At 63.7% G+C, this 14,375-nt stretch carries 12 protein-coding genes; 2 read left to right on the forward strand and 10 right to left on the reverse strand.

Annotation, left to right across the window (positions count from 1 at the left end):
- Positions 1-59: 59 nt before the first annotated feature.
- From XH90_RS33105 to XH90_RS33120, 4 genes are all read right to left on the reverse strand, one after another.
- Entirely contained in the window at positions 60-1,352 is a 1,293-nt protein-coding gene (locus tag XH90_RS33105) for an ATP-binding protein (protein ID WP_194478409.1), read from the reverse strand.
- 32 nt (positions 1,353-1,384) lie between these two features.
- Complete coding sequence (locus XH90_RS33110) at positions 1,385-2,443, reverse strand: lysylphosphatidylglycerol synthase domain-containing protein (protein ID WP_194478410.1); 1,059 nt, start codon at positions 2,441-2,443, stop codon at positions 1,385-1,387.
- A gap of 451 nt (positions 2,444-2,894) precedes the next feature.
- Positions 2,895-3,197, reverse strand: coding sequence for a hypothetical protein (locus tag XH90_RS33115; RefSeq protein WP_194478411.1), 303 nt, complete (start codon positions 3,195-3,197; stop codon positions 2,895-2,897).
- A gap of 2 nt (positions 3,198-3,199) precedes the next feature.
- Positions 3,200-4,594 (reverse strand): OmpA family protein, encoded by a 1,395-nt coding sequence (locus XH90_RS33120; protein WP_194478412.1) that lies wholly within the window; start codon positions 4,592-4,594, stop codon positions 3,200-3,202.
- 166 nt (positions 4,595-4,760) lie between these two features.
- Here XH90_RS33120 and XH90_RS33125 point away from each other — a divergent pair, with 166 nt between their 5' ends.
- Both XH90_RS33125 and XH90_RS33130 read left to right on the forward strand, forming a co-directional pair.
- A complete protein-coding gene (locus XH90_RS33125) occupies positions 4,761-5,819 on the forward strand; it encodes a polysaccharide deacetylase family protein (protein ID WP_194478413.1) in 1,059 nt (352 codons plus the stop codon).
- Between the two features lie 106 nt (positions 5,820-5,925).
- Positions 5,926-6,726, forward strand: coding sequence for an SDR family oxidoreductase (locus tag XH90_RS33130; protein ID WP_194478414.1), 801 nt, complete (start codon positions 5,926-5,928; stop codon positions 6,724-6,726).
- A gap of 30 nt (positions 6,727-6,756) precedes the next feature.
- Here XH90_RS33130 and XH90_RS33135 read toward each other — a convergent pair.
- The 6 genes from XH90_RS33135 to XH90_RS33160 form a co-directional block, all read right to left on the reverse strand.
- Positions 6,757-7,696, reverse strand: a protein-coding gene (locus XH90_RS33135) for an IS630 family transposase (protein ID WP_194476425.1) whose coding sequence is annotated in 2 segments (ribosomal slippage) — positions 6,757-7,359 and positions 7,361-7,696 — 939 coding nt in all. Because the reading frame shifts where the segments join, the coding sequence is not laid out codon by codon here.
- A gap of 259 nt (positions 7,697-7,955) precedes the next feature.
- Complete coding sequence (boxB, locus tag XH90_RS33140) at positions 7,956-9,407, reverse strand: benzoyl-CoA 2,3-epoxidase subunit BoxB (protein ID WP_194478415.1); 1,452 nt, start codon at positions 9,405-9,407, stop codon at positions 7,956-7,958.
- Positions 9,408-9,420: 13 nt separating this feature from the next.
- Positions 9,421-11,109 (reverse strand): 2,3-epoxybenzoyl-CoA dihydrolase, encoded by a 1,689-nt coding sequence (gene boxC / locus XH90_RS33145; protein ID WP_194478416.1) that lies wholly within the window; start codon positions 11,107-11,109, stop codon positions 9,421-9,423.
- A 117-nt stretch (positions 11,110-11,226) separates the two neighbouring features.
- The gene (locus tag XH90_RS33150) at positions 11,227-11,763 is read right to left on the reverse strand and encodes a DUF309 domain-containing protein (RefSeq protein WP_194478417.1); all 537 of its coding nucleotides are present in this window, start codon (positions 11,761-11,763) and stop codon (positions 11,227-11,229) included.
- An 18-nt stretch (positions 11,764-11,781) separates the two neighbouring features.
- Positions 11,782-12,600 (reverse strand): alpha/beta fold hydrolase, encoded by an 819-nt coding sequence (locus tag XH90_RS33155; protein WP_194478418.1) that lies wholly within the window; start codon positions 12,598-12,600, stop codon positions 11,782-11,784.
- 128 nt (positions 12,601-12,728) lie between these two features.
- Complete coding sequence (locus XH90_RS33160; RefSeq protein WP_194478419.1) at positions 12,729-14,270, reverse strand: benzoate-CoA ligase family protein; 1,542 nt, start codon at positions 14,268-14,270, stop codon at positions 12,729-12,731.
- Between the last annotated feature and the right edge of the window lie 105 nt (positions 14,271-14,375).

A 14,375-nucleotide genomic window follows, 5' to 3' on the forward strand; every position in this document is an offset into this window, starting at 1 on the left:
AAGGTTTCGTGACAGTCGGATGACACAATCAATCGATTGAAATCGCTAGATTTTATGGCCTAAACTAAAGTCTTAGCCTGAGGAAAACAGGCGGTGAAAGTGGCCCCCTGCTTGGGCACACTTTCAATCAAAAGACGGCCGCGGTGACGGTTAAGAATATGTTTCACCAACGATAATCCGAGCCCCGTCCCGCCCTGCGAACGGCTGTCGCCGACGTCCACCCGGTAGAAGCGCTCGGTCAGGCGCGGCAGGTGCTCGGGCGCGATTCCGGGGCCGAAATCGCGCACCATGACACGTATTTCCGGAGTTCCGTCAGTGGCTTCGGGCGTCGTCAGCGAGACGATGACGCGTCCACCCGAGGCACCGTATTTGAGTGCGTTCTCGATCAGGTTTTCGAACAGACGGAGCAGCTCCTCGCGGTCGCCGGCGATCATCACCGGCGCTTCAGGCAGATGGGTCTCCACCTGGACCTGGCGCTCCCGGGCCAGCGGCTCGAGGCCATCTGCGACCTGGAAGATGATCGGCAGCAGGTCGACCAGGGTGTCCGGCCGCACATGGGCCGACAGCTCCACCCGCGACAGCGACAGAAGGTCGTCGATCAGGCGAGCCATGCGGGTGGCCTGATTGTGCATGATGCCGAGGAAACGCTCGCGTGCCCTGGGATCGTCCTTGGCCTGCCCCTGGAGCGTGTCGATGAAGCCTGAGAGCGCGGCCAACGGCGTGCGCAATTCATGACTGGCATTGGCGACGAAGTCGGCCCGCATCTCCTCGACCCGGCGCAGCGGCGTCTGGTCGTGGAAAGTCATCAGCATGCATTTGTCGGCGCCGCCGAAATTGGTCGGCACCGGCACCGGCGTGATGATCAGCTCCATCCAGCGATCGACCGGCACGTGGTCGAGATAGGTTGCGCGCCGCGCCTCGGTGGTCGCAATGGACTCGCGCAGCGCCGTGATGATCTCCGGCGAGCGCAGCGCGAACTGGGCGAGCTCGTTCTTGCGCAGTGCCGGCGCGAGCTGAGCGGCGGCGGCGTTGAGATGGATGACGCGGCCGGCGCGGTCGAGCAGCACGGCCGGATCCGGCATGCCGGCGACGACGGCAGCCACCGCCGCGCTCTCGACCGGATTAACGCGCCTGACGTCTTCGCGCGAGGCCGCGGTATCATGCAGCCGCCAAGGGATCAGCGCCGCGGCCGCGATGCAGAGGAACACCGTCGCCGCCCGGATCACCGACAATTCGCCGAGTGAGACCACCACCGACAGCGCCAGCGCCGCGGCGATCAGGATCACGGTCGAATGCCGCAGCCGGTCGGTCCAGGGCTGTGCCGGGGGAGAAGATGGGGCGTCGATCGCCATAGGGGCGGACTTCTCCTGGGAGCTGGCGCCGGTCAGGCGCCGCTGCTGTCGCGGCGCTCTCGCACGTAGGCGGCCTCACGCGCCGGGCCGGGGTCGAGCTTGAGCGCCGCCTGCTGCAGCCGTTTCGATCGGGCGCCGATGATAACTTCGCGAAACGTCAGCAAGATTACAGAGATCACGAAAGGGGAGAGGTAATAGAGGACCCGGAACAGCAGCATGCCGCCGAGCAGTTCCTCGCGATCCATCTGCCAAAGGCCGACCAGCATGGCGGCGTCGAACACCCCGAGCCCGCCGGGCGAATGGCTGGCAAAGCCAAGCAGCGTCGCCGAGACGAAGATCACGGCGACCACGACGAAGCCGAGATTGGGCTCGTCCGGGACCAGCACATACATCGCGAGCGCACAGAAGCCGAGATCGATGATACCGATCGCGATCTGGAGCAGCGTCAGCGGGCCGCCCGGCAGCACCACGGTCCAGGGACCACGCCCGACCACCCGCGGCTGGGTCCAGACCCAGACCACATAGCCGACCAACCCCACGATGATCATCATCGCGATCGTCCTGTTGAGCCAGGGCGGCAACTGGTCGATCGAGGCGGCCGCCTCCGGATGATAGGAGATACCGAGGCCGAGCACGGCGGCATTGCCGAGCCAGAAGGTGAGGCCGGCGAGGAAGCAGATTTTTGCGACGTCGATCGCGTTCAGGCCATAGGCCGAATAGATGCGGTAGCGCACCGCGCCGCCGGTGAAGACGCTGGCGCCGACATTGTGGCCGATCGAATAGCTGGTGAAGGCGGCGAGCGCGTTGATGCGATAGGGCACGTGGGAATGGCCGATCGCGCGTACCGCGAACAGATCGTAGAAGGTCAGGGTGAAATAGCCCGCGGCGACGAACAGCGCCGCCATCGCAATCTGGCTCGGCTCGGTGCTCTTGATCGCCTCGATCACCTCGTTGACATCGATGCCGCGCAGCATGTGGTAGAGCACATAGCAAGCGATGCCGATGACCGCGACGCTGATCACAACGCCAAGCTTATGCAGGATTTGCTTCTGGCGCAGAAACGTCATCGCCCTGCGTATGGCTTCCAGCATCTAGACCTCGAACAACGCTTCAGCGGCCAGGGTGGCCGGCGAACAGGCACTCAACGAACGAGCACTCAACGAACCCTTGCCGCCGGCTCCGGCCTCGCGCATGCCCCCCGTTCCTCCACTAGCGCGTTTTGGGGCGGAGTGGAATTCGCCAATGTGAACAAAAACACGTGCATTCAATATTTTAGGCAGGTTTGCGGGCTCGTGATGCACGGTTTGGCGCTTTCGGCGGCAAGCTTGAGGCTAATCTCCATGGCAATCCTGCGCAGTCGCCGTGAAGTTTTGATGATTCCGACCGGACAATGTTCCGCAACGGCTTAAGTCGAAATCAATCTATGGACCGCATCCGCCTGTTGAAAGAGGGGGGTGACCGGAGCCGTCGTTCACGGTTTTCCGATCTGCCGAACGCCCCGCGGCCAGCCCCTGACCTCGACCGTCAGGGTGCAGGGCAACATCACAGAGCGGCGGACGGCTGGCTGCGCGACACCACCCAATACCGGAGCCATGCTCCGATGGTGCAGCCGACCAGGTAGCAGGCGAACATGACGAGGCCGAGGTCGAGCCAGTAGCCGAAGCGGCCCGGGACCACATGCGCGAACGAGGCCGCGACCAGGCCTGCGACCAGCACCGCGAGCCAGCGCGCGGTAACTTTCGAGGTGCCGTTGCCACGCTGAACCACCGAGATCCAGCCCATGCAGAAGCCCAGCAGCACCGACCCGATCAGCCAGCCCATATGAAACGAGACGAGATAGAGCATCGTCACCTCACCAGAAATTCGATGCGGCGGTTTTGCGCCTTGCCATCGTCAGTGTCGTTGCCGGCGACGGGCTGCGTGCTGCCGTAGCCGACCGCGGTGAAACGATCCGCCGGCAGGCCGGCCTTGACCAGATAGGCGATCACCGCCTGTGCACGCTTCTCCGACAGCGCCTGGTTGAACGAGTCCTCGCCATCGGCATCGGTATGGCCCGCGACCTCGATATTGGTGGTCGGACAGCGCAGTGCCGTCTCGATCAGGTGATCGAGAATGCCGGCGGAGTCAGGATCGATGTCGGCGCGCTTGGACCCGAAGCGGATCTTGCCCTTGGCCAGCAGCTCCGAGAACAATTGCTGGCAGACGGTGCCGTCGACCGGCCCGGCCGCCGGCTTCACGGTGATTTCGGGCTTGTATTGCCAGTTTTTCGGAAAGTCCTTGCCGAGGCCGGCGCGGATGTCGCTGGCGGCACCTTCGTACAGCGCATCGCCCGACAGCTTCACCTCGCGGTCGGACACGACGAGTGTGCCGGTCGACAGGCGCGACAGCGCACCGAGCGCTGCGACCACGGCCATGTTGAAGGAGGCGGGCGCGCCGACGCTGGCCTTGAGATTGTCGACGACCTTCTCAGTGAAGAATTTCCTCGATGCGCTGGTCGCGATCGCAGCGTGAACGTTGTTATCGGGGACGTAGCCGGTCAGCGTCACGGTGGCCGCGACCGGATCCTTGTAGGCCTGGAAGATGTAAGGCGGCGCCTTGGTCTCGTTGGCAGCGATCGAAAAACCTTCGGGAAGGTTCTTCAGCGCCGCCGCAATCGCCTCGCGACCGCCGAGTTCACGGGCCATGCCCGACAGATTGACCTTGGTGTCCGAGATCGTGACCTTGCCGTCCTTCAGCTTGCCGATCTGGTCGAGCAACAGCATCGCCGCCGCCTCGAACCGCGGCGGGGCGCCGCGGGCAAGGCCCATCTGGTCAGCGACCTCGGTCCCGTTGACCTCTTTTCGCGCGGCCTCCGTGAGTCTCGCCTTCATCGACGGCAGCGGCGCGGAGCCCGACAGCGTCACGCGGACCACGTCACGCTCGGCGTTCCAGACGAAGGGTTTGGCTTCGGGAACAAGGCGGGTCTGGTCGTCGACCAGCCGCACACCGGGAACCGTCTCGACCGTGGTCACGGCGTCGCGGCGCCCCTCCTCGGAAAAGGCATCCGCGGCCAGCCTCACGTCACGGCCATCGACCACGATCCGGGTCTTGTCCAGGACGGTGCCCTTGAGCGCGGCCGAACTGCGGGCCGACAGGTCGGCCTCGACGGGCAAGGTGTTATTCCAGGCCGCAAATCCCCACATGATGGCCAGGGGAATCAGCCCCGGCCACCATTTGCTGGCCCACCTGAAAAGCATCTGCATTCGACGACCCGAACTCTGGAACCGGAGACAAAACAAACCCTTGGCAGGCTGTCAAACCGGAAATGGGGCCCTTTCAGGGGCCCCCCGTGGACAATTGGAATAACTTTTTCTTCAAGGGTCATTCCCTAGAGTTGCGGGCGGAATGCCAGGGGTCGGCCCGCCGGTCATGAAACAACTCCGTAACAACGTCATTCGCGCCGGGCTGGGAGCACTCTATTTCAGCGGGGCGCACCATCTGCTGCGCCCGCTGCTGTCGGGCGTCGGCGCCATTTTCATGCTTCACCATGTGCGGCCGGCTCGCGAGGGCGCGTTCCAGCCGAACCGGCATCTCGAGGTCACCCCGGACTTCCTGCGCTCGGCCCTGTGCCATTTGCGCTCGCGCGAGATCGACATCGTCAGCATGGACGAGCTGCACGAACGGCTGGTTCAGGGCCGCTTCGAGCGCCGCTTCGCCGCCTTCACCCTCGACGACGGCTATCGCGACAACAGGGAGCACGCACTGCCGGTGCTACGCGAATTTGACGCGCCCGCGACCATCTACGTCGCCAGCGACTTCGCCGAAGGCACGGGGCGGCTGTGGTGGGCCGCGCTGGAAGCCGTCATCGCCAAAGCCGGGCAGGTCGACGTGCAAATCGGTCATTCCGCACTGCGACTCGATGCAACGACGCCGGCCGCGAAGCAGGCAGCCTTCGACCGTCTGCATGACTGGCTGCGCGCGCTGCCGGGCGAGCACGATCTGAAACGCGAGATCGAGGCGCTCTGCACCGCGCACGGTGTCGACATCGAAGCGCTGTGCCGCAGCCTCTGCCTGTCCTGGGACGAGGTGAAGCGACTTGCCGCCGACCCGCTGGTCACGATCGGCGCCCACACCATCAGCCATTGCAATCTGGCCAAGCAGAGCGAGGAGATCGCGGCGCAGGAGATGGCGGTGAGCCGGGTGCGGATCGAGAACGCGCTGGAGCGCGAGGTGCTGCACCTCGCCTATCCCTATGGTGACCGCGAGGCCGCAGGAACGCGCGAATTTACGCTGGCCGCATCCGCCGGCTTCAAGACCGCGGTGACGACACGGCCCGGCATGCTGTTCGCCGAGAACGCCGGCCACATGACCGCGCTGCCGCGCGTCTCGCTCAACGGAAATTACCAGGACGCGCGCATCCTGCCGGTGCTGACCTCGGGCGCCGCGACCGCGATGTGGAACGGCTTTCGCCGGATCGCGGCGGCTTGAGCGTCGTCCCGGCCTGGTGCGCAATTGCGCACGGGGGGCCAGGACGACACCGAGTTGACTCCCCTCCCCGCCGCGCTCAAAACGTGGCCAACCCAAGGGAGGCACCATGTCCAACGATCTATTCTCGCTCAAAGGCCGCATCGCTCTCGTGACCGGCGGCTCGCGCGGCATCGGCAAGATGATCGCGGCCGGGTTCCTCGGCGCCGGCGCGGCGAAGGTTTACATCACGGCGCGCAAGGCCGGTCCCTGCGAAGCCACCGCGAAGGACCTGTCGGCGCAATATGACGGCGAATGCATTGCGCTGCCGATCGACATCTCGACCGTCGAAGGCTGCAACAAGCTCGCCGGCGAAATCATCAAGCTGGAGCCGAAGCTCGACATCCTCGTCAACAATGCGGGTGCTGCCTGGGGCGCGGATTTCGACGAATTCCCCGAGAGCGGCTGGGACAAGGTGATGGACCTCAACGTCAAGTCGCTGTTCTTCCTGACCAAGGCTTTGGCCAAGCCGCTGCGCGCGGCGGCCTCGCACCAGCGGCCGGCCAAGGTCATCAACATCGCCTCGGTCGACGGCATCTTCGTCAATCCGGGCGAGACCTATTCCTACGCCGCCAGCAAGGCCGCGGTGATCCATCTGACGCGACGCATGGCGACGAAGCTGATCAAGGACAACATCAACGTCACCGCGATCGCGCCGGGAGCGTTCAAGTCCGACATGAACCGTGCCGCGCGCGACCATTCGGATGACGTCGCCAAGCGCATTCCGTCGCGGCGCATCGGCACCGACGAGGACATGGCGGGCGTTGCGATCTACCTCGCCTCGCGCGCGGGCGACTATGTCGTCGGCAACACCATCGCGGTCGACGGCGGTGTGGTGTACGCCAATGCGGGGTTGGAGATCGCGGGGTAAGACTGAGGGCTAGTCTAAAGCATGATGGCATTAAGTTCGATAGCCTGAGTTTTTCAGGTAGTTGGCGCATTCCTCGGATGTGAAGGCATCGAGTGCGTGGCCGATTGCGGCGCAGACGGTGTCGACGGTTCGCGCGGCAGCTTTGCGGACGAGGTGCTTGAGCTTGGCGAAGACCTGTTCGATCGGGTTCAGGTCGGGCGAGTATTTTGGCAGGAAGAAGAGCTTGGCGCCGACCGAACGGATGAGCTGGCGCACTGCTTTGCTCCTGTGGCTGCCGAGGTTATCCAGGATGACGATATCGCCGGGTCGCAGAACGGGCAGAAGAACCTTCTCGACATAGGTGCGAAAGCTCACGCCATCGATCGGCCCCTCGATGAACCATGGCGCATCAATCCGGTCATGGCGCAGGGCCGCCAGGAAAGTCATGGTCTTCCAGCGGCCGTGGGGAACCTTGGCGTGAAGTCTGTGTCCGCGCGGCGCCCAGCCCCGCAAGGGCGCCATATCGGTCCTGGTCCAGGTCTCGTCGATGAAGACCAGCCGCTCAGCTTCGACGCGACCTTGATACTTTGCCCACTGGGCTCGCCGCCGTGCGACCTCCGGTCGATCGCGTTCGCCAGCCGCCACGCTTTTTTTTGAAGCTGAGCTTCTCGGCATGCACGAAATCCCACACCGAGTGGTAGTCGACCTTCAGGCCGCGTCCGCCAAGCTCGGCGACGAGACCCCGTATGGTGAAATCGCCGTCCTTGATCCGCTGCGACAGCCAGATCGCGTGCTCGCCCGAAATTGCCTTCGGCTTGTAGCCACCGATCTGGCCAGGCTCGACGCTGCCGGTCTTATCGACCCGCTTCATCCAGCCGATGGCCGTGCTGATCGCCACCCCAAACTGCTTGGCGGCTCGATTGCGGGACATCCCGCCCTCGATTGCCGCCACCACGCGCTTGCGAAGATCCAGAGAATAAGGCTTGCCCATCCATGCTGGCCTCCTATCCAGCCAGCATGGTGAATCAGAAACACACTGATTTGGGAATCCCAAATCGATTCAACCTAACCTCATCCCGCTTTAGTGCTTCGCTCTCACCCAACGCTCGCTGTCATGCCCCGGGTTTGACCGGGGCATCCAGCACACCGTGACTTCTCGGTTCTATTACAACCGCCTCTGGAATACTGGATCACCCGCTTTCGCGGGTGATGACACCATTTGCGTTGTGCGAGCGTCCGCCCCCTGACGCTTACGACTCGATCTTCACGTATTCGAAATCACCCGGCTTGTTGTCGATGCCCACCTTCGGCGGCGAAATCCACGACGCGAACTTGCCCTGCTCGGTGACGGGCTGCATCAGGGAGGTGATGAAGTCGCCGTCGGCGGTCGAGGGCAGCCAATCGTCCCTGCGCTTGGCCCAGGTGGCGTCGTCGATCAGGATGCCGTCGGGCGTGGCGTGCACGTCCTTGAATTCGCCGATGTGGCGATGGAAGGCCACGTTCGGCAGCGTCAGCTTGAAGTCGTAGCCGGCGGTCGAGATCACCTTGTTCCAGCGCAGCATGCCCTTGACGCAATCCTGGCTGTAGTCGTCGCGCAGGCGCATGTTGAGCGCAGTCAGCGCCGGTTCGTCGACCAGCTTGATCTCGCCGTTGATGAGCTTGAGCACCGGGTAGGTCGAATTCTTGAGCTGGTGATCGTCGTCGATCTGGGTCTCGTGATAGCGGCCCTTGATGCCGGTGTTGAAGGCGTTGGCCGCATTGGTCGAGACTTCCGAGCCGAACAGATCGAGCGACAGCGTGTAGTGCAGGTTCAGCTTCTTCTGGATGGTCGGTAGATCGATCACGCCGAGCGCGCGAACCTTGGCGATGTCGGAGGGATCGGTGATGCCGGCTTCGCGCATGGCATCGCAGGTGCGCTGCACGACGCGGGTAATGCCGGTCTCGCCGACGAACATGTGGTGCGCCTCCTCCGTGAGCATGAAGCGGCAGGTGCGCGACAGCGGATCGAAGCCCGACTGCGCGAGCGAGTGCAGCTGCATCTTGCCGTCGCGATCGGTGAAGTAGGTGAACATGAAGAAAGACAGCCAGTCCGGCGTCGCCTCGTTGAAGGCCCCTAGCATGCGCGGCGCATCGGCATCGCCGGAGCGACGACGAAGCAAATCATCGGCTTCCTCGCGGCCGTCGCGACCGAAATATTTCTGGAGCAGATAGACCATCGCCCAGAGATGGCGGCCTTCCTCGACGTTCACCTGGAACAGGTTGCGCATGTCATAGAGTGACGGCGCGGTCTTGCCGAGATGGCGCTGCTGCTCGACCGAGGCGGGCTCGGTGTCGCCCTGGATCACGATCAGGCGACGCAGCATCGCGCGATATTCGCCGGGCACTTCCTGCCATGCGGGCTCGCCATAATGCTCGCCGAACGGTACGACGCGGTTTTCTTCCTGCGGCGCAAGCAGAATGCCCCAGCGATAGTCGGGCATGCGGACATAGTCGAACTTGGCCCAGCCGCGCGGATCAACCGAGTAAGCGGTACGCAAATAGACCAGCGACTCCTGAAAACCTTCCGGCCCCATGTCGCTCCACCAATCCATGTAGCCGGGATGCCAGCCCTCCAGCGCCTTCAGCACCTGGCGGTCTTCGGCCAGATTCACGTTGTTCGGAATCTTGGTCGAGTAGTCGACGTTCATGATGTTCATGTTCATGGCCGTTCGCTCCTTAAACTCTCGTCATATCGAATTTCGGCTTCTGGCCGCTGCCGTAGCGGCGCAACGCGCCTTCCTCGCCGACCGCGTTCGGACGCTGGAAGATCCAGTTCTGCCAGGCGGTCAGGCGCGCGAATATCTTTGATTCCATGGTCTCGGGGCCGACGAAGCGCAGGCTCGCTTCCATGCCGGTGAGACTGTCGGGCGAGAAGCTGGCGCGTTCCTCGAGAAACACGCGGACCTCGTCGTCCCAATCGATGTCGTCGAGCGCGAAGGTGACGAGGCCGAGTTCTTCGGCCTGCTCGGCATCGAGCGCGGTGCCGAGCGTGGCTTCGGCGCGCTCGACATCGGCCGGATCGGCCTGGAAGCGCGATTCCAGCCGCGTCAGGCCATGGCTCATCGGATACGGGCCAAAGTTCATCGCCGACAATTCGATCGACGGCGGCGGCTGGTTGTCGCCCTGGCGCGCACCGATCAGCATGTAGGAGCGGTCGGCGGCGAAGACGAGTTCAGCCAAGGTGCCGGCAAAGCAGGAGCCCGGCTCGACCAGCGTCACCAGTGTGCGCGAGGTGACGTCGATGCGCTTCAAGACGCGCTTCCAGTAGTGCCTGATCTCGTTGACCAGCCAATGCGCCTTGTTGGCTTCGAGGAAGGCGTCGGATGCAAGCACATGAGCGCGCTCGCCATGGCTCTTGAACACCAGCATCGCGATCTCGAGCTCGTTGATGCGCAGGTGAAGGATGGCATCGTCGAGCTCGCGCGCGACCTGCAGCGGCCAGAACGATGCGCCCTGCGCCATCATGCCGTCGATATCGGCAGGCGCTGCGGTCTCCGGCGCCTTGATCGAGATGGTGGCAATGCGGGCGGCGCGGTCGATATCGACCGTGACGAAGCCATAACGGATGCTGGTCTCGTCAATGACGCGCTTGAGTGGAGACAGCGCGATACCCTTGCCGCTGCCGGCGCGCCTGGACTTGCCGGCAAACTCCTTGGCACGCTCGACGATCCTGGCTTCCAGTTTCGAATTCGGCGCGATCTCGTCGACCAGGCGCCACTGCACGGCGCGCTTGCCCTTCACGCCTTCCTCGATGGTGCAGAAGAAATCGGCGTGGTCGCGGCGCACCTTGCGCTTGTCGACGACGCGGGTGAGACCGCCGGTGCCCGGGAGCACCGCGAGCAGCGGCACTTCCGGCAGCGCGACAGCAGAGGCGCCGTCATCGGCGAGAATGATGTGGTCGGTCGCGAGCGCAAGCTCATAGCCGCCACCGGCAGCCGAGCCGTTCACCACGGTGATGAAACGCTGGCCGGAATTCTCGGAGGAGTCTTCCATGCCGTTGCGGGTCTCGTTGGTGAATTTGCAGAAGTTGACCTTGTGGGCATGGGTGGAGCCCGCGAGCATGCGGATGTTGGCGCCGGCGCAGAACACGCGGTTCTTGGCCGAGCGCATCACGACGACCTTCACCTCGGGATGTTCGAAGCGCAGGCGCTGCACAGCGTCGGCCAGTTCGATGTCGACGCCGAGATCGTAGGAATTCAGCTTGAGCAGATAGCCCTCGAACAGGCCGCCATTCTCGTCGACGTCCATGGTCAGCGTCGCGACGTCACCGTCGACCGCAAGCTTCCAGTGCTTGTAGCGGGACGGTTCGGTCTGGAAATCGATGAATGTCGCGCCGCCTGCGAGGCGCCGATCTTCCCCGGCCATGGGCCACCCTTGAGCTCATCTTGGTTTTGACGTTAGATGCACAATAGTGCATCTTTAGAACCACGTCTAGCCCTCAACGGCCAATACATGCACTTTGTTTCATGAAAGTATTATATTTCAGGAAGGCGCCTGGGACCGCACGATAGCGCCGAGCCCGATCCAGTCCGCCTTGGTGATCTGGGTCCGGCCGAGCTTGGCCTGAAGCAAGGCCATCAGCGCCGGGACCGGAAAGCTCTCGACGAAGCCGTCGCCTGCAGCCGCGACCTTGCGCGCGCTGAGCGCCCGCAGCTCGGTGAGGGCATCCCCGAACAGTCGCGCAGCCGAATGCGCCTTCTGCATGCGCAGCCGCAAGTTCGCGTTGGCGACATGGACGCAGGCGCGCAACAGGATACGTTCGCGGCCGCCTTGGGGAGCAGCGGCCCACAGCGCCTCCAGCACCTCCTGCGCCTCCCAGAAATAGCCGCGGTCGTTCAGCGCGAGCCCATAGCGCAGCGCCGGATGGCGCGCCGGCACGTAGCCGCGGAAGGCCGAGGGCACCAGCGCCTTGGCCAAATCAAGCGTTTCGTAGTCCGCCTCGACCTCACCGGTCTCACCAGGCACATAGGCCCATCGCGGCCACGGCAACGAACCGCCGGCATGTGAAGGCACATTCATGGATGTGCCTCCGCATGGTCAGGCGGCGCGTCCCCGAAGTCCCTGATCGTCGCGCAGGGCCGCTCTTGCAAATTGCTCGATCGCGTCAAGCGTCGCCCCCGGCGCTTCACGATGCGGGGAATGGCCCGCGTCTGAAATAACTTTTAGATCTACCGGACAATAACACTCTTCCTGCGCAATTTCGACCTGACGCAGTGTCCCATATTGGTCGTCCCTTCCTTGCACGACCATGACGGGAACGCGGATGTACGCCAGATATTCCGAGATATCCCAGTCGCGGAACTTCGGATCGAGCCAAGCGCCGTTCCAGCCGTAGAAGGCATTGTCGACGTCCTTGTGCCAGCGCGCCAGCTTGGCCTTGAGATCGGTGGTCTCATAGGCTGTCTTGATCGCGGCGATGGATTTCACCGAGACGTCCTCGACGATGAAATGCGGCGCGATCAGCGCGATGCCTTGCAGGCGATGATCCTGATGCGAGCCGGCATAGATCGCCGCGATCGAGCCGCCGTCGGAATGGCCGAGCAAGAGGCCGCGCTTGAAGGGAATCGCGTCGAGCACTTTCGGCAGCACGTCGAGCGCCTCACGGTGCATGTAGTCGAGCGGCCGCGGCAGCGCGACCGGGCTCGACTGGCCATAGCCCGCGCGGGAATAGGCGAAGACACCGGCGCCGGTGGCTTGCTGGAGCTTCTCGGGAAAGTCGCCCCACAGGCCGACGGAGCCGAGACCTTCGTGCAGCATGACGATGGTCGGCGCATCCGCGGCTGATGGCGCGAGCCAGATATATTCGAGGCTGGCGTTGCCGATGCTGAGGAAGCCGGCGGGGGTGAGGCTGGTCATGCTCTGTTTCCATTCACTCCGTCATTCCGGACAACTCGCAAGGCGCGTTGATCCGGAATCCCGAGATTGCCATTGCCGCGCGAAATTCCGGGTTCGATGCTTCGCACCGTCCCGGAATGACAGACTCGCTAACTCGCCCCTTCCCGCAGCTTGAAGCGCTGGATCTTTCCCGTCGCGGTCTTCGGCAGCGAGTCCACCACGTCGATCCAGCGGGGATATTTCCACGGGCCGATCTTCTGCTTGACGTGTTCCTTCAGCATCTCCTGCAGGTCGCTCGTCGTCGCGCCGGGGCGCAGCACGACGAAGGCCTTCGGTTTCAACAGGCCTTCGGGATCGGCCTCCGGCACGACGGCGGCCTCCAGCACGGCGGGATGGGTGATCAGCGCGCTCTCGACCTCGAAGGGCGAGACCCAGATGCCGGAGACCTTGAACATGTCGTCGGCGCGGCCGCAGAAGGTATAGCAGCCGTCAGCGTCACGAACATATTTGTCGCCGGTGCGGGTCCACGGGCCCTCGAAGGTGCGGCGGCTCTTGTGGCGCTGATTCCAGTAGCCCTCGCCGGCAGAGGGCGCATCGACCAGCAGCTCACCGACTTCGCCGTCGGCGACGTCCTGGCCGGCTTCGTTGACGAGCCTGACAGCATAGCCCGGCACCGGCTTGCCGGACGAGCCGTATTTGATGTCGCCGGGTGCGTTCGACAGGAAGATGTGCAGCAGCTCGGTCGAGCCGACGCCGTCGAGAATGTCGACGCCAAAGCGCGATTTCCAGCTGTTGCCGACCGATTCCGGCAGCGCCTCGCCGGCCGAGGTGCAGATGCGGAGCGACTTGCCGCCGCGCTCGCTCTTCATCGCCTCGTCGTTGAGCATCGCCGCGAACAGCGTCGGTACGCCGTAAAAGATCGACGGATTGTAACGATTCATCAGATCGAACATCCGCGCCGGCGTCGGGCGCTCGCTGTTCAACACCACGGTGGCGCCGACCGACATCGGGAAGGTGAGCGCATTGCCGAGGCCATAGGCGAAGAACAATTTTGCCGCGGAGAGGCAGACGTCGCTCTTGCGGATGCCGAGCACCTGCTTGGCATAGGTGTCGGCGGTCGCCTGCATATTCGAATGGATGTGGCGCACGCCCTTGGGCATGCCGGTCGAGCCGGACGAATAGAGCCAGAACGCCGGCTCGTCCGGATGCGTCGGAGCGGTGGTGAACTGATCGCTCTCGCCGGCGATTTCCTCGGCGAGCTGCTTGTGGCCGTTCTGCTTGGCGCCGGAAACCACGACATGCTCCAGATCGGGCATGCGGCCGACGACGTCCTTGATCACGGGGTATAGCGCTTCCGACACAAACAGCACGCGCGCGCGGCAGTCGGCGAGAATGTAGGCGTATTGATCCGCCGTCAGCAGCGTGTTGAGCGGCACCGGCACGATGCCGGCGCGGATCGCCCCCAGGAACACGATCGGGAAGTCGACCGTATCCAGCATGATCATCGCCACGCGCTCTTCGCGGCGGACGCCGAGCCGGCGCAGCATGTTCGCGGCACGCCGCGTCTCGCGCTGGAGCTCGCCATAGGTCAGCCGCGAAACGGTATCGTCGAAGACGAGCTTGTTGCCCCTGCCTTCCTCGACGTTACGGTCGAGCAGCCAGGTCACCGCGTTGTAGGATTCCTCGCTCACGGTCGTCTCCCCCGAATTTAGAATTATAATTCATAGAAAGACACTGTGACAGCTTGCTGTCAATGCCGTCAGGCATTATGTTTCATTAAAACGCGCCGCAGGACA

The organism is Bradyrhizobium sp. CCBAU 53338 (assembly GCF_015291665.1).
GTDB lineage: Bacteria > Pseudomonadota > Alphaproteobacteria > Rhizobiales > Xanthobacteraceae > Bradyrhizobium.